Source organism: Botrimarina mediterranea (assembly GCF_007753265.1).
GTDB classification, from domain to species: domain Bacteria; phylum Planctomycetota; class Planctomycetia; order Pirellulales; family Lacipirellulaceae; genus Botrimarina; species Botrimarina mediterranea.
The window spans coordinates 1,496,837-1,512,442 of sequence record NZ_CP036349.1 but is presented as its reverse complement, the minus strand read 5'-3'; the positions used below and the strand labels follow the sequence as shown (position 1 = coordinate 1,512,442).

Genomic DNA, 15,606 nt, shown 5'->3' with positions numbered 1-15,606 from the left:
CGGTGGGCCTGCGGTGTCGGGGGGCCGGTCAAATGCGTAGGCGTCCTGCGGACGAGGGCGCCGGCGGGGAGACGATTTCGCCGACTCGCATCATAACGTTGAGCCGAAGTGAAGGCCAAAGTTTCATTCCACGTTACGCAGCCGATACCAAGACTCGCTGCGCACGGTCTGATTCTGTCGGTTACGCAGGCGGTCACGACCCTCGGCGGTGACGATCAACCCGCGGGGGGCGGCACGGCATCAGCGCCTTCGCTTCTGACGGGCATTGCCGGTGTCGGCTGCAACGGTTCATCGGGAGGCGCGAGCAGACTGAGCTGCTCCATCCGCTGGATCGCCGGCTGCCAACCCGGCTTGATCCGCAGGCAAAGCCGCGCTTCGCGGAATGCCTCGTCGTACCGTTGGAGTTTCGTCAGCACGTCGGTTAGCGCGAGCCGCCAGTTCACATTGGCGTGACTACGAGCCAGCGCCTGGCGGTAAAGCTGTGCCGCTTCTTCCAAGGCCCCTTCCGCCGCCGAGCACTCCGCCGTCGCGGCGATTTGAGACGGACTGGCCTTACCGGCGGCGACCCGCTCTCGGGAAACCACCGCCGCACTCTGTAAGACTTCCTCGACCGTTTCGTTGTGACCCCCAACCTCACGGAGCACTTGCGCGACTTGCCTGAGGCGTTCTGGGTTGTCGTCGGCGAGGCGGATCGGGAACTCTTCGTCTCCGAAGGTGTTGACCCAGACCCGCACCGTATCGACAAACAAGGGGGGACGGAGGGCGACGGCCCGGCTCAACAGCTGTTCCGCCCGCAAATGGTCGGGCGGGTCCTGCAAGCATGCGGCGTAGCCGGCGATATAACTTGCCTCAGGATCGCCTGGAGAAAGCTCGCGCCCCTCTTCGATGCGTGCAAACGCCCGCGGGTCTTGCATCGTTAGAAGCACCTGTCCTTCGAGCGTGTATAACGGCCCGAAAGTCGGGCACAATCGCCGCGCCGACGCGATCTCGGCGACCAGGCGCTCGGCGACTTTGGCGCCGACGGGTGACTGAACCACCTGAGTGGCATCGACGCCGACCGTAAACGCCTCCCAGCGATAGGCGTTGAGCCAATAGGCGTATTCAACGTCGTGCGGTCGGATCGCGTAGGCCGTTTCCGAGGCGGCCAACAGGTTGATGTAATCGTTCTGCGTCGGCTCCCAGTCGTCGCGGTGGATGAGCCGCTCCGTCGCCTGGGCAACGGAGAACCAGCGTTCTCCGCGATAGTCGAGCCACGCTTGGTAGCTTAGCCACCCGGCAGCCCCCAGCGCTGTCGCGACGACGCCAAGTGTCGACAGGTTCGGTCGAGCGATGAACGTCGGCGTCTTGCCGGCAGCGATCCCCGACACCGCCGGGACCAAGCCTGCTAACGCGGGTATCGTGCAATACACTGCCGGCAGCCGCAAGCCGAAGTCTGTCAGGCTTTGCGCGCCACAAGCCACGATGGCGTAGAGCACCCCATAGAGGGCGTAGCGGACCGAAGACCGACTCGTGCGGGTGATCCGCTCCAACGCGAAGAGCAGCACAACTACGAGAATCGCCGCCAGGGCGGCGCCGGGCGCCCCCATTTCCTCGAAGAGCTGGGCGTAGTCGTTGTCCGCCTGCTCGGCGAGGGCGGATGAATTCGTCGTGTCGTAAGCGGGGAACACATAGCGATGCGTCCCTAATCCGGTCCCGGCTACGGGATGATAGAGGCCGACCCGCAACGTCGCTTTCGAGAGCTCGATGCGGTCGGCGTAGGAGGAGCGCTCGTCAAGCGTATCAATGCGGTCGAACAGAGCGTCGGCGCCGACAGCAAGCAGGCCGGCGATCGAGATGGCGGGGACCGCCAGCAGGCCCCATGCCGTCGGCCCTAGCCGCCGATGTCGACCCAGCGTCAACGCTACAACCGCCGCCGCCGCGGCCACTCCGATAACGCCGCCCCGGCTGAGCGATAAGGCGATGGCTACGGCTTGGACCGCGAGTCCAACAAGCACGCTGCCATGCTTCTGCAGATAGGATGGCAAGCTGAACCCATGACTCAATCGCCCAGCGAGGCGACGTTCGGCACTGGAACGCATCAGCAGCAATCCCAATCCCGCTCCGAACGTCGCGTTGACCAGTTGGCTGAAATTACTGTGATTGACGAAGCTGCCGGTCCACGGACCGACGCCGAGGGAGGCGTCCCAGTAGACCCCCGGCGCTTCTGTCGCCATTTGCAGGATCGCCAGCAACGACTGCGCGACGCCAACGGCGAACAGTCCCGTAAGCAGCCACGTTATGGATTCCGCGGATCGAACCGTTGTCGCTACGGACGCAAAGACAGCGCTCGCGACCAGCAGACTGGCGAGCGCTTGCCGGGTGGAGGGAGAGTAGTAGCTCAATGGCGCCCACGCCGGCGCTCCGTCCAACGACCCGTCGCCGAGCTCGCTTAAGACCTGGGCCCGAGCAGGAGAAAGCAGGTTGAGTACCCCTAGCGGCAACGGAACCAATTGAACCGCGGCGATAGCCACGAGTAGAGCAAGCGAGACCGAAATCCAGCCAGGCCGGGGGTACCCTCCGGCCCGCGCTGACACGACCGCTAGAAACCCGGCGGCGGCGATCAACAGCGGTTGGACCCACGCCTCTACGCCGCCGTAGGCGAACGTGGAGAGGCCGACAACCGATACGATCGTCGTAACGACCGCCAGCGACCACCGCCGCATGGCGGGGTCAGGTGGCAACGGGATCGGCGCGGATCTGGACCTGCGGGACACGTGCGAGAACCGCCCCAGCGGTAGGCGAGCGAACAGAAAGCTCTAGGTTAATCGCGACTTTGTCACTGCCAAAAACTTCTTAAAGCGTGCCACCAGCACTCTGTACGCTCTCGAGCCACAGCGGCCTGTGCCTAAAGATCGAGCGGCTTACTCCGGCTGACTGCGATGTTTCGCGGCACGAAACCCTCCTACCGGGGGGATTCTGGTCACTCGGCAATGAAGAGTTGGAGAAACTTCTCACTATCGAGGCCGAAATAATTGACGGACGGGATGGTCGTAAGGATTCTGCTCACCGAACAGTAATGTCCCCAATGAGTGGCTGCGCCCGCTCTCGTAACCTCACCGCGAGGCACTCTCCGCTATGAATCGCACCTTGTTGGCTGCTCTTGCGTGTGTCGCCGCAGCGTCATCTGCGAACGGTAACCTCGTCATAAGCCAGTACGTCGAAACTAACTCCGGCACCTCTCCGAAGGGTATTGAGCTTTGGAATATCTCCGGAGCGACGATTGATTTCGCGGTGACAGGACTTTCGGTGTTGCAGGGAACGAATGGCGGCGCCCCGGCAGCCGGATTTACGCTAAACACCGGCACGCTTGCAGCGGGCAGCGTTATTGTGATTGGTACGCCGGACATGGAAGCTACTGCCGTAGGAAATGGCGCTACTTATTATGAGAGGGGCTACACATTCAATGGCGACGATTCCCTCGTCGTGCAATTGGGCGGCATGACAACTGACACGTTCGGCATGCCCGGCAGCGACCCCGGATCGGCTTGGTCGGGCGGCGGCGTTTCTACTGCCAACAGCAACCTTGCCCTGATCGAGCCTGTCGATCTGGATTCAGTATCCTTTACCTCCTTCACGGACCCGTCGATTCGCTTTGAGACGATTGGCACGACCGGCGCTGGCCTGTTGACTGGATTCGGAATTGCTCCGGCCGCGATCCCCGAGCCCACGGCCGCTCTGTTCGGCAGCCTGGTCGCTGGCGGCCTTGGCTTGATGGTCGCTCGTCGGCCTGCCGACCGCGGCTGATCCTCTGAATACCCGCTCTAGCATTACAACAAAGCCACCCGCGTGATTCGCACGGGTGGCTTTCTTCATGGATGCCTTGGTGAGCGACACCATGGCGATACTGGCGAGGCCATGACGCGACTCTTGAAGGGCCAATAGCCCGTTCCCCTCCTGTCACTCGCGTCGCGGACTCGCCGCGGCCGCGTTCACAGGGATTCGGCGACCGCTGCGACGCGCTTCCGCGCCTCGTCCAGCAGGTTTTTAGCGACCTCGCGGTCGGCGTCGGAGATCTCTTCGATCCGTTCGGTAAGAACCTGCACCTGGTACGTCTGTCGTGCGTCGGCGTACGACTCGCGGCGTGAGAAGGCTTCGAAGAGGCTCTCAACGAGCGTCAAGGCCGGCGCCTTGATCGGAGCGCCGTCGATGCCCGTCGCGCAGAAGTCGACAAGCGCCGATCGGCCGTCCGGTCTTGTGAGTTCAAGCCGGGCGAATTCGTAGGCCTCCCCACCGGCGCTCACGACTTCGACCTCTCGGCCATCGAGGCGCCACCCGATGCCCCGATAACAGACCGACAGTTCGTGCCATCCCCCCACGAACGGGAAGTCACACGACACAAGATAGACATCGCCGTTCCCGTGCTTGTACTCGTAGATCACCGAGTTAGCGCCGAAGATCGAATCTCTGTCGCGCTGTTGGTGCTCGGTATGGATGAGCTGCATTCCAAGCAACCGGTCGGGCATCGCCCCGTTCTGAAGCCCGGCGGCGAACGCCCCGACGTCCGGGAAGTTAAGCTTGGCCCGCTCGGGAGTGGTAAGCCACACGAGCTGCGCCGCGCCGAGGGAGGCGAAGGCCAGCGTGGCGACGAGCGTCGCTCCGAGCCCTACCGAACCGGTCAGCAGCCAGCCCCAACTGAACGACCCCGCGTAGGCGGGCTTCTCGACAGGCCGACCGGAGGTCGCGATGAAGCGGTCCCAGGCGTTCACCAACAGCGAGCCAAACCGCAGCGGTTCGCCCGTCAGTTGGCGCCATCGCGGGCCGACCTCTGCCAGCGCCGCCTTGAGCAGCCAATCGGTCGCCACAAGCGTCAGGAGGCTGAGCGCGAACGCGGCAATACCGACCATCGTGTGCGGCAGACCCTCGGCCCAGTCGGCGCCCGCCCACCGGTGCGCCAGCGCGATGCTGACGATCCGCATGACGTTGATCAGCACGGACCACCCCGCGGCTGTAGCCATCAACAAGAGGCCATGCGCCAGTCCACGGCGGCGCCAGACGGCGTACATCGCGGCGCACGTGACGATCGAAATAGCCGATACGATTCCGCTGCACGCCTCGTCAACGAACAACGTCTTGTCGATGAGCACCAGGGCGTTGCCGTCCATCAGGTGGTTGACGCCCATCACATCCAGCGCCTTCCCGGCGAGCCAACTGCTGGAGCGCTGCAACGTGCCGATCAGCTTGTGGTCGAGCCCTAGCGGCGGCGGCAGCACGAGCCACGCCAGCGCCCACGAAGCCAGGGGGAACGGCGCGTCGGCCCTGCGAGCAAGCACACAGCCGCCCGCACCGAGAAGGAGCAACAGCGACGCGGACGCGAACAGCGGCGAGGGGATCAAGGACGCCAATCCCAGGAGCAGCCACGAGGCGATCCCCCCCACCCAAGCCCACGCCTTGTGCGGCGGCTCGTCCGGACCGGGGTCCGCCAATCCGCGGGCGAAGAGCAACACCGACGCCAACAACACGAACGGGAAGTGCTGGTAGTGCGACCGCCGCCAGAGATTGCCGGCCTCCTCCATCAACAACGGCCCGTACGCCGCCGTGATCGCGACAGCCAGCAGGGCCAGAAGTCCGATCAAAACGGCGGGGCGTTCCACCTTCATCGCGACGGCAGACCTGGGTCGTGACGGGTCAATCGTGGGAGGGCAAAGAAGCCTCCATCGTGCTTGAACGCCCCGAAGTTGTCGAGCAACAGCGCATCACCCCAACAACCGGCACGAACCCGACGACCGGGCTCTCGCCACCACATCGCCATCCACCAACGGCGTCGGGTCATCAGAACCGCCAGCGCCCAACGAGAAGACGCCACGGGGGCGCGACGCACGAGCCCCCGGAAATCGGGGAGAGGGCGTGCCGTCACGGCAAAAGTAGCCCGGGAGGGACTTGAACCCCCGACCAAGGAATTATGAGTTCCCTGCTCTAACCAACTGAGCTACCGGGCCAAAGGTAGTGGACGTCACAGGTTACGTTGGATCGGCGTGGGGGCCAACTGGGGCTTCGTTCTAGACGATGCCTCACAGGAGGGGGCGAAGCAGTAGGTCAGTTAATAATTTCACTGCTGTTGACAACGCGATCGGCAAAGCTCATCATCCGCTACGCCTGAATCAACAGGCTTGTTCTTTGACAATTCGCTGAACCTCATTGCGTGGGCTCTGACCAAACCCGCCGGCTAAGTGCCGGAGGCGAGCCTGCCGTGCCGCTGGCATGGCGGGACCGCCGCACCTCCACCCCAAGGGTGGCAGCGGTTGAGGACTGCGACGAACGTCGTCGCAGATGGCCATGACTCCCCAAACGGATCGGCTCCCGTGCCTATCCGTTAATCGTTCCTGGAGCCCGCTTTCAACAAAGGAGTTTTTCCATGAAAGCAAAAACGCTTCGAGGTTCCGCAACTCGACCCCGCGACGTGTTCCGCGATGCCGAAAGGCGTGCGGTTACCCTTCGCAAACTGCTCAAAAAAATTGAGCAGGGAAAAGGTCGTGAGCTGCGGGGGGTTATGGATGACGCGGCTAAGCTTGCTGAAACCATCGAGCATGTTGCTCGGTGGGGACAGACTTGCCCCGCGGTGGATGTGGTGAATGTTGAATTTCAAGTCGAGGCTTTCACGTCTCTCCTGGAAGGCAAGGTTGACCAAATCTTTTGCGTCTTGATGTCATAAGGTCGGCGAACGAACGATCTGTCCAACATACTGAATACAAGGAATCTTTCCGCGTGGACAACAAGCTGGGAAAGACCATTCGCATATTGCGTCAAGCGAAGTCGCTGAAGGTCAGCGAATTAGCAAAGCTAAGTGAGGTCAGCGTACCGTACATCAGTTTAGTGGAGAGCGGCGATCGGCAACCGTCTATCGAAGTCTTGAAGCGTATAGCCGCCAAGCTCGGAGTTCCCTCCGATGCATTACTCATACTTGGGATGAACGATGACACGCTCAAGTCGGCCGACAAGCGAACTGCCGATTTGACCGACACGGTTAATCGCTTAATGGCTATGGAACGGAAGCTCGAAAGCCTAATGGGAATGGAGTACCGCCTTGAAACCAAGCGAGATTCGCGTAGAGCACCTCGCTGAAGCGATGGGGCTTAGCATCAACGCCTTCTGGTTCTTTGCCAGGAATATCGATAACGCATACAAGCCGCGCCGGATGCGGTGGGACGGTAAGAAGCACCGCCCAATAGATCCACTTAAGCCGATGGCGAAGAAAGTCCTTCGTAGACTTCATCGCTTCTTGCAGCGAAATCGACTTTGCCATCCGGCGGCTCACGGCGGGATAAAGGGACGTTCATGCTTTACGAGCGCCAGAGTGCACCTTGGCGCCCGCAATGTTTGGACTCGTGACGCGAAGGATTGCTACCCATCTATCGCTCCAGAGGCGATGCAGAAGGAATTGCAGGCGCTAAGTTTTCGCAACGATACGTCCAAAGCTCTAGTATTGCTTTTCACCTACAGAGGCGCGGTCCCACAAGGATCGCCTATTAGCGGCGATGCTCTTAACATCTTCTTTTGGAGACTCGACCAGCTGCTCGCCTCAATGGCAGGTAGCCTAAAGCTTGGTTACAGCCGTTCAGCCGACGACTTTGTATTCTCCGGCGATGATCGAGATGCGGGCGATCAGATTACTGCTTGTCTCGAAAATGAGCTCTTGAACCGAGGGATGAAAATCAATCGGAAGAAGAAGGAAGAGAGCGGCCATCAAACGGCGTCGGATGAACGACTCGTCCACAGCATCGCTGTATCCCGGCGAAGGGGTACCGGAGTATGCCGGCTGCACGCCCGAGAGGCCCTAGAGCTATGCAGAATCTTTGTCGCAGCGTCACGTTCTGTTTCGGCGAACTCCATTCAATCCGTCGCCTCTAAGCGAGCGACGATCCAAGGCTGGTTGAACTACTGCCGACAAGCGGACTTTGGGCCAGCTAAGACCGTTCGACAGCAACTTGAAGCCGGTGATCGCCATGTACTCCGCAAGCTCCAGTCCATGGACTTGAGTGCCAAGGGCAACAAGTGGTGGTACGTTAATTCTACTCAAGGCAGAGACGAGCCGAGGCGACTTTCTGCGACATGGCGCGCTAAGCAAGCTAAGAAGTCCGCCGACCTGGCTGGCTCAAACGCCTAGCAGGTTTTCTCAGGCCTCTTCCCCGGTTCTATCTCCGGGCCCCAACCGCTAATCTGTCCCCGTCGGCTTTGCCGTTGGGCTCTCGCCGGTTCGCTCCTCTTGTTGCTCTGAGGCTCCCTTGATGGCTGGCCGCAACGCCCGGATTGGGTTGGGTCTCTTTATCGTCTATGCGGCGTGTTACGCGGCGTTTGTGTTCGTCAGCGCTTTTGCGCCCGACTGGATGGACGTCAAACCCGTTGCGGGGCTCAACCTCGCCATCCTCAGCGGGTTCGGGCTGATCGTGCTCGCCTTGGTGCTGGCCCTCATCTACGGCGTGATGGCCGACCGTGGGCCACGCGACCTTGCAAACGGCCGTGAGGGGGCGTCGCGATGATCTACGACTTTTCGCTGCTGGCGTTTGGCGTTTTCTTGGCGTTCGTGGTCGTCACGCTCGGGCTGAGTTTTTATCTCGGCCGCGGCGCCAAATCGTCGGCCGGGTACTTCGCAGCCCACGGGCAGATCCCCTGGTTCGTGAACGGCGTCGCGTTCGCCGGCGACTACCTGTCGGCCGCGTCGTTCCTCGGCATCTGCGGGATGATCGCGTTCTATGGCTACGACGGCTTCCTCTACTCGATCGGCTACCTGGCGGGATGGATTGTCGCGTTGTTCGTTGTCGCCGAGCCGATGCGGCGGCTGGGGCGTTACACGTTCGCCGACGCGCTAAACTCGAGCTTTCAATCGCGCGGCATCCGCATCGTCGCTGGCGTCAGCACGCTGGCGGTGAGCGTCTTTTACCTGATCCCGCAGATGGTCGGAGCGGGGGCATTGGTGCAGCCGCTGCTGGGACTGCCGCATTGGCAAGGCGTGGTGCTGGTGGGCGCGATCGTGATCCTGATCGTTGTCACGGCGGGGATGGTCTCGACGACGTGGGTGCAGTTCCTGAAGGGCGCCCTGCTGGTGATCTTCAGCGCCGTCCTCTCGATCATCGTGCTCAGCCGCGGGCTGACGACGGGGGGCTCTGTGAACAACGAAGTCGCCTTGCGGACGCTCGGCCCGTTGCCGACAGCGATTGCCGACGGCACGACCATCCCGGGGCTTCCCGACGAAACCGTCCTCGAACCCGCCGCCGGCTGGGTCGGAACGCCGTTCATCGTGACGCGCGACGAGGCGACAAGCCGGCTCTCGGTATGGAAGCCGCGCACCGACGCCGACGGCGCCACGTACCTCGACGAGGCGCAGATCGTCACCACCACGCCCGAGGGCAAGACGCTTGTCGCCGGCCTGCCGAAGGGACGCGGTGAGGGAGAGGCCGAACTGCTGCCGGTCGGCAGCATCGCCCGTTTGCCGGGCGGCGTCGCCGAGACCGGGCCACTCGGTCCGCTGGAGTTCTTCCGCACGATCGGCGACAGCGACATCAAGCTGTGGCGTAACCAAACGATCGCCGAGGCCGACGGCGGCAAGAGCGTCGTTTACTACCCACAGGTGACGCCGGGCTCGAAAGTGCTGCGTCCCGGCGAGCACCCGACGTTCGCCGGCATCCGCAGCGGCCGCTGGCTCGACAAGCTCGACTTCCTGTCGCTGATGCTCGCGCTGTTCGGCGGCACCGCGTCGCTGCCGCACATCTTAATCCGTTACTACACGGTCAAGGACGAGGCCGCCGCGCGGAAGAGCACGATCGTCGGCATCGGTTGCATCGGCTTCTTCTACGTGCTGACGCTGTATCTCGGCCTCGGCGCGATGACCAGCGGCGCGCTCGACCCGGTCGACACCAACATGGCGGCGCCGCTCTTGGCGCGGAGCGTCGGCGAGACGCTCTTCGCGGTGATCTCGGCGATCGCTTTTACGACGGTGCTTGGCACGGTCAGCGGCTTGATCTTGGCCTCGGCCGGCGCCGTGACGCACGACCTGGTGGACAGCTTCCGTAGCGAGCCGCTCGACGACCGCACCAAGGTCACCGTCGCCAAGTTCGCGTCGGTCGCCGTCGGCCTGATCGCGGTGGCGCTGGGGATCCTCTTCAAGGGGATGAACGTCAGCTACCTGGTCGGCTGGGCGTTCAGCGTGGCGGCGTCGGCGAACCTGCCGGCGCTGGTGATGCTGCTCTTCTGGCCGCGGGTCACCAAGCAAGGGATCATCGCCGCGGTCGCGGTGGGGATGGTCAGCTCGCTGACCTGGATCCTGCTCTCCGCCGACACGTTCTCGAAGGTCTACGGCCTCCCCGCCGCCGACGCGCCGATGCCATTCAGCCAACCGGGCTTGGTGACGATCCCGCTGGGGTTCGCAACGCTGGTGGTCGTCTCCCTCCTAACCCAGCGCAAAAAAGAGAGCGTCTGAGCCGTGGGCGCAAGCCCTCGGTGGCCGCCGGGTACGCGCTTCCCACCGAGGGCTCGCGCCCCCGGCTCCGGCGTCTCGGTGGGGTTCGGCGGGGGCGAGACCTCTGGACATGCGTCCAGAAGCGACAGGAGGGCCCTAGGACGCGACTTTTTCGGTTCCTCGACATCTTCGTCGACCCCGAGGAGGAACGCACAGGCGACCCCTCTATGCGGCTCACAGAGGGCGCCGCGGAAAACCCCGTGTTTTCCAGGGGGCATCCAGCCTCAAGAGACGCCGGCTTTGGCGTGGTGGCGGCGGGACATCGGGGTCGTCGTCTCGATGGCTTCGGCGGGCGTCGGCTTGGCCCGCTCGTTGCGGGCGAGCAGCGCGAAGTAGCACGGCACCACCACCGTGCGGACAAAGAAGGTATCGAGCAGCACGCCCAGGGCCAGCGCGAAGCCGAGCTCGATCATGCCGCGGAGCGTGCCGGTGGCCATCGCGATGAAGGTCCCGGCCATGATGACGCCGCAGCTGGTGATGATGCCGCCCGTTTGGACGATCGCTCGCCGCAAGCCTTCACGGAGCCCGTGCGTGCGTTGCTCTTCATAGACGCGGGTCACCAAGTAGATGTTGTAGTCCTGACCGACCGCGATCAGGATCACGAACAAGAAGATCGGCACCTTCCAATCGAGGCCGCGGAACGTGTCGCCGTAGCACCACTCGAAGAACAGGCTCGTGGCGCCGAGGGTCACCCAATAGCTGACCAACACCGAGACGATCAGGAACGCGCACGTCATCGGTCGCCGAAGGATCACCAGCAGCACCATGTAGACCGCGGCGACCGTCAGCACCTGGATGCGGACGTTGTCGCTGTTCGTGATGAGCTCGAGATCACGCATGCCGGGCGTGGTGCCCACCAGCTCGAACGTGGCGCCGTACCACGGGTTGGGCGCGTCGTTGACGGTCTTCTGCTTGGCAAACTCGGCGAGCGCCGCTTGCATGGCGGGGATCTTGTCGCGGGCCGTCTTGCTGAACGGATTGTCCGAAAGGATCAAGGAGAGCTGCGTGACGCGACCCTCGTTGGGCGCCGTGTGCGAGACGAATGTGTCGGCGGTGATCGGGCTCCCCGCCGCCGCCAGATCACGGAACGCGGCGCCGCCGAGGAAGCTGCGGTTGCGTGGGTCGCCGCCCGTCGGCAGGTAGAGGCTGCGGACGTCGGCGACTTGACCCAGGTCGTGGAGCATCGAGTGCAGCGGCGCGATCGCGAACCTACCGTCGGCGGTCCGCAGGTCGAGCGGCTCGGCGCCCTCGCCCTTGCCCGCGACGACGTCGTCCGACAACTTGGCGACGACCTTCATCGGGGCGATCGTCCCTTCGTCGTAGTAGCGACCGATCGCCTCGGCGCCGACAACCGACACGCGGTCCGGAGCGAGGTCGGCCATCAAGTCGTGCGTGACGCCAACGTTCGCGCCGAAGTAAACCAGCGGAGCCGCCAGCCAGACCGACAACGCCAGGATGGTGGCGGGGCGGCGCATCACCATATCGGCGACCCAGCCCCAGACCCGCGCTTCGGCCTGTTCGCCCGAGTCGGTTCTCTCACGTTCGAGAAGCTTTCTGCCGTATGGCCAGAAAACCAGCGGCCCCAGCGCCCGCAACAGCGCCGGCGCGAAGGTGACGCTTGCGATGAGCGCGATGAACAGGCATACGGCGACGATCGGCCCGCTGCTGACGAACTTGCCGTACTGCGCGAAGACCATCGTCGCCAGACCGAGGATCGTCGTCATGGCGCTGCCGAAGAGCGCGTCGGAGACATTCGCCAGGGCGCGACCCGCCGCCTCACTGCGGGGGACGCCGCTCGCGAGCTCTTCCTTGTAACGGGCGATCAGGAACAGGCAGAAGTCGGTGCCGGCGCCGAAGAGGATCACCACGACAAAGATCTTGGTCGTCGTGAAGATCTTGAACTGCGACCAGTCGAAGGCGTCGGCGCCGAAGTTCTGGGCGAGCAGGGCCACCGTATCGGTCGCCACCGACAGCGACACGCCGATCGTCGCCAGCGGGATCAGCACCAGCACGGGCGCGCGGTAGATGACGATCAGACAGCCGAGCACCAGCAGGACCGTTGTCATCTCGGTGCTGGCGAGGCTTTCGGCGATCGACGCCCGCATGTCGCCGCCGATCATCGCCGAACCGGTGAGATCGACGACGAGCCCCTCCGGCCGCTTGTCCTCGTGTTCGGCGATCAGCTGTTCCATCTGCCGCAAGAGTCGGACGTTGCCGACATCCATAAGCCCGCTAGTGAGTCGGGCGACGACCATCGACGCCTTGCCCTCATTGGCAAGCAGCATGTCGCCGACGACTTGGGTCGTCTCGTCCCACACATCAACGAGCGGGAGCTCCTCGTCGTTGCGGATCGCTTCAGCGAGCAAGAGTCCGAAGCGTCGATCATCCGCGGTCAGCTGTTCGCCGTCGCGCGACAGAACAAGGCTGACTTGGCTGTGCGCCTTCTCGTTGGGAAAGGACTCCTGCAACAGCCGCTCGCCGCGGAGGCTCGGCACATTGGCCGGCAGATACTCCAGGTCACCGTCTTTAGCGATCGAGTCCCATGTCGGCGCCACCAGCTTTAGGCCCACAGCCAGCACCACCCAGCCAATCAAGAGCCACATCCAGTGGCGGTTGATCAGCGCGGCGATCCGCTCGGCGAACATAACGGCGTGTAGGTGGCGGGGAAGTCGGGGCGCTACCGATTGGCGGCCCCAGGCAGGGCAGTTGCGAATCCCCGAACCTATACCTGCCCCGCAAGATTGCCAAGGTCGCCGCAAGCAACCAAACCCCTCAAAAGCGCATCCTGTGCGGGGATATGGCCAACAGGAAGACTAGCGAACCTGCGGAGAATACGGCAACCGCGTCGCCCGAACGCCGAGATGGCTCGCGGAAACCCGCTCGGTTCCGGGAACGCCGCCTTGGATCGGTCGATTCACGAGCTGGAAACCGCCGGCGCCCCGTCGTTCAACTGGTCGTTCGATGACCATCGTCGACGTCCCGCCGCCGTCGAGATTAACCGCGTCCTCGGCGCCGAAAAGCCGCATAATTTCGCTCAGCTCGGGAAGACTCACCCCCTCGCTGTACCCCGGCTGGCGCCCGTCAACCACAACGAGGATCAGCGTCCGACCGCCTTCGCTAATTCCCAGCGCCGTCCGCGGGTGCTGGTTCTCGACGAACTCGTCGTACTCGTGGGTGGGAACGGCGGCGCCGTTTCGCAACAAGTCGCCGTAGCCGCCAATCGCCGTGACGACGCCGTCGATATCGACGGGGGGATCAACAATCGCCGCGCGGCGGTCGGCGCGGAACACGACGGCTGAGCGAGGCTTGTCTTCGTCGATGCGCGAGACAACCTCGCCCTCAGCAATCACCAACCCGCGGATGTCCTGCTCGCCGCCGTCTTCTTTGTGAAGCGGCCAGAACGCGCTGGCGTTGATCGCCGCCTGGCAACCGTTCCGTAAGAGGAACGAACTGGTCCGCAGGCCATCGACCTCGAGTTCTCGGTCGCCGTTGTCCTGATCGGTGACGAGCGAGAGCCCCTGAGCGTCGAGGTCGACCCGCAAAGCATGCACCCGCAACGGCCGCGGACGGGCAAGCGTGATGTTCGCCATGCCGACGCCAACAAACTGCGGCTCCCATACCACGCATCGCGGCCACTGTGGCAGGCGCATTTCGGCGTCGGCGACGCCCAACAGCGTCGTCAACATCGCCAGTAAGACGACCGAGTATCGCATCGCTGTCTCCCTAAACTTCGCCATTCAATCGATCAACGCGGCGGCTTCCTCACAAACCGCCACGGCCGCGGCCTTGTCGGGTGCCTCGGCGATCAGACGCACGATCGGCTCGGTGTTGCTCGCGCGGACGAGGAGCCATTTCTTTTCGGCAGGCCAGTCGAGTCGCAGGCCGTCCATCTTGTCGACTTCGGCGTCGGCGAAGTGCTTCTCGATCTTCGCCAGGGTCGCGGCGAGTTGGGCCGGCGCGACCGTCGCCTTGGTCTTGTGGATCGCGTAGGCGGGCAGTTCGTCGGCGAGCTGGGCCAGCGACAGGCCGCGCGACGCCATCGCGTCGAGCACCATCGCCATTCCGACAAAGCTGTCGCGCACGAGAACCACCTGCGGGTGGATCACCCCCCCTGCCCCTTCACCGCCCAGCACGGCGCCGCACGCCAGCATCGCATCGACGACGTTCGCCTCGCCTACCGCCGAGCGATGGAACGGTACGCCGTGCTTCTCGGCGAGGTCCTGCGTGACGCGGCTCGAGGAGCAGTTCGACACGATCGGCCCCGGCGTCTGCCGCAGCAGGTGTTCGACGCACAGGGCGAGCGTCAACTCTTCGCCAAGGTAACGCCCGGCGCCGTCGATGATCGCCAGCCGGTCGGCGTCGGGGTCTTGGCAGAAGACCGCGTCGTAGCCCCCTTGCGCGCCCTGCTCGGCGACGAGCGTCAGGTTGGTCTCGGTCGGCTCCGGCGGATGCACGAACAAGCCCGTTGGCGCCGCGCCGAAGACCGTCACGTCACAACCCAGCGCCTCGAGCAAGGGCTTGCCGAGCACAGCGCCCGAACCGTGGTTGGCGTCGAGCAGAACCTTGAACCGCTTCGCGCGGATAAGCTCAACATCGACGATCGCTAAGACCAACCGTAGGTGCTCGCTTGTCGAGTCGGCGAGCGTCTCGGCGGCGCCGATCTTGTCGTGCGTGGCCCAGGGGATCGGGCCGTCGAAGTAGCGCTGCTTCACCTCTTCGCCACGGGGCGCCGGGATGATCCGGCCGTCGCCGCCGAAGAGCTTGAGGCCGTTGTACTCGGCCGGGTTGTGACTGGCGGAGATCTGCACGCCGCCGACGCAGCCTTCGCTACGGACGAGCACGCCGGCCGTTGGCGTCGAGGCGACCCCGGCGTCGAGCGGCGTGCGCCCCGCGGCGGCGATCGCCGCGCGGACCGCATCGGCAATCATCGGCCCCGTCGCCCGCCCGTCGCGCGTGACAAGGACTTTTCCTTCGGGCAACGCCCCGGCAAACGCGGCGACGTAACGCGCGGCGACGGCCGGCGTCAGCGACTCGCCAATAACGCCCCGCAACCCAGACACACTAATGATCGGTTCTGACATGTTAACCTAAAGAGAACAGTCGCCTGCGAGCCGGGA

11 protein-coding genes and 1 tRNA gene are annotated in these 15,606 nt (G+C 63.8%); 6 read left to right on the top strand and 6 right to left on the bottom strand.

The features are described 5' to 3' along the window. Positions 1–215: 215 nt before the first annotated feature. Positions 216–2,720 (bottom strand): O-antigen ligase family protein, encoded by a 2,505-nt coding sequence (locus Spa11_RS05970; RefSeq protein WP_145109333.1) that lies wholly within the window; start codon positions 2,718–2,720, stop codon positions 216–218. Positions 2,721–3,114: 394 nt separating this feature from the next. Between Spa11_RS05970 and Spa11_RS05965 the strand changes: the two genes are divergently transcribed. Continuing rightward, a complete protein-coding gene (locus Spa11_RS05965; protein ID WP_145109330.1) occupies positions 3,115–3,783 on the top strand; it encodes a lamin tail domain-containing protein in 669 nt (222 codons plus the stop codon). A 185-nt stretch (positions 3,784–3,968) separates the two neighbouring features. Here Spa11_RS05965 and xrtU read toward each other — a convergent pair whose 3' ends face one another. Both xrtU and Spa11_RS05955 read right to left on the bottom strand, forming a co-directional pair. After that, positions 3,969–5,636 carry an exosortase U gene (xrtU, locus tag Spa11_RS05960; RefSeq protein ID WP_145109327.1) on the bottom strand — a complete coding sequence of 556 codons (1,668 nt, stop codon included), beginning with the start codon at positions 5,634–5,636 and terminating at the stop codon, positions 3,969–3,971. A 265-nt stretch (positions 5,637–5,901) separates the two neighbouring features. Further along, a tRNA-Ile gene (locus tag Spa11_RS05955) sits at positions 5,902–5,975 on the bottom strand. Positions 5,976–6,391: 416 nt separating this feature from the next. Here Spa11_RS05955 and Spa11_RS05950 point away from each other — a divergent pair. From Spa11_RS05950 to Spa11_RS05930, 5 genes are all read left to right on the top strand, one after another. Then, positions 6,392–6,688 (top strand): hypothetical protein, encoded by a 297-nt coding sequence (locus tag Spa11_RS05950; protein ID WP_145109324.1) that lies wholly within the window; start codon positions 6,392–6,394, stop codon positions 6,686–6,688. Between the two features lie 53 nt (positions 6,689–6,741). After that, complete coding sequence (locus Spa11_RS05945) at positions 6,742–7,098, top strand: helix-turn-helix domain-containing protein (RefSeq protein ID WP_197529777.1); 357 nt, start codon at positions 6,742–6,744, stop codon at positions 7,096–7,098. Further along, positions 7,061–8,140, top strand: a complete 1,080-nt coding sequence (locus Spa11_RS05940) for a reverse transcriptase domain-containing protein (protein ID WP_145109318.1) — start codon at positions 7,061–7,063, stop codon at positions 8,138–8,140. The genes Spa11_RS05945 and Spa11_RS05940 overlap by 38 nt, the downstream gene beginning before the upstream one ends. 121 nt (positions 8,141–8,261) lie before the next feature. After that, entirely contained in the window at positions 8,262–8,513 is a 252-nt protein-coding gene (locus tag Spa11_RS05935; RefSeq protein ID WP_145109315.1) for a DUF485 domain-containing protein, read from the top strand. Further along, complete coding sequence (locus Spa11_RS05930; protein WP_145109312.1) at positions 8,510–10,450, top strand: sodium/solute symporter; 1,941 nt, start codon at positions 8,510–8,512, stop codon at positions 10,448–10,450. Before Spa11_RS05935 ends, Spa11_RS05930 begins: the two co-directional genes overlap by 4 nt. Positions 10,451–10,713: 263 nt before the next feature. Here the strand turns inward: Spa11_RS05930 and Spa11_RS05925 are convergent, their stop codons facing one another. The 3 genes from Spa11_RS05925 to Spa11_RS05915 form a co-directional block, all read right to left on the bottom strand. Continuing rightward, positions 10,714–13,134, bottom strand: coding sequence for an MMPL family transporter (locus Spa11_RS05925; RefSeq protein ID WP_145109309.1), 2,421 nt, complete (start codon positions 13,132–13,134; stop codon positions 10,714–10,716). 168 nt (positions 13,135–13,302) lie between these two features. Continuing rightward, on the bottom strand, positions 13,303–14,202 hold the full coding sequence (locus tag Spa11_RS05920) for a phosphodiester glycosidase family protein (protein ID WP_145109306.1): 900 nt from the start codon (positions 14,200–14,202) through the stop codon (positions 13,303–13,305). 24 nt (positions 14,203–14,226) lie between these two features. Continuing rightward, positions 14,227–15,570, bottom strand: coding sequence for a phosphohexomutase domain-containing protein (locus Spa11_RS05915; protein ID WP_145109303.1), 1,344 nt, complete (start codon positions 15,568–15,570; stop codon positions 14,227–14,229). Positions 15,571–15,606 lie beyond the last annotated feature (36 nt).

What these genes read in the sequence shown, in the direction of transcription:
- Spa11_RS05935 (WP_145109315.1), top strand. Translation starts at nt 8,262, where the DNA reads ATGGCTGGCCGCAACGCCCGGATTGGGTTGGGTCTCTTTATCGTCTAT.
- Spa11_RS05920 (WP_145109306.1), bottom strand. Translation starts at nt 14,202, where the DNA reads ATGCGATACTCGGTCGTCTTACTGGCGATGTTGACGACGCTGTTGGGC.
- Spa11_RS05930 (WP_145109312.1), top strand. Translation starts at nt 8,510, where the DNA reads ATGATCTACGACTTTTCGCTGCTGGCGTTTGGCGTTTTCTTGGCGTTC.
- Spa11_RS05915 (WP_145109303.1), bottom strand. Translation starts at nt 15,570, where the DNA reads ATGTCAGAACCGATCATTAGTGTGTCTGGGTTGCGGGGCGTTATTGGC.
- Spa11_RS05950 (WP_145109324.1), top strand. Translation starts at nt 6,392, where the DNA reads ATGAAAGCAAAAACGCTTCGAGGTTCCGCAACTCGACCCCGCGACGTG.
- Spa11_RS05925 (WP_145109309.1), bottom strand. Translation starts at nt 13,134, where the DNA reads ATGTTCGCCGAGCGGATCGCCGCGCTGATCAACCGCCACTGGATGTGG.
- xrtU (WP_145109327.1), bottom strand. Translation starts at nt 5,636, where the DNA reads ATGAAGGTGGAACGCCCCGCCGTTTTGATCGGACTTCTGGCCCTGCTG.
- Spa11_RS05965 (WP_145109330.1), top strand. Translation starts at nt 3,115, where the DNA reads ATGAATCGCACCTTGTTGGCTGCTCTTGCGTGTGTCGCCGCAGCGTCA.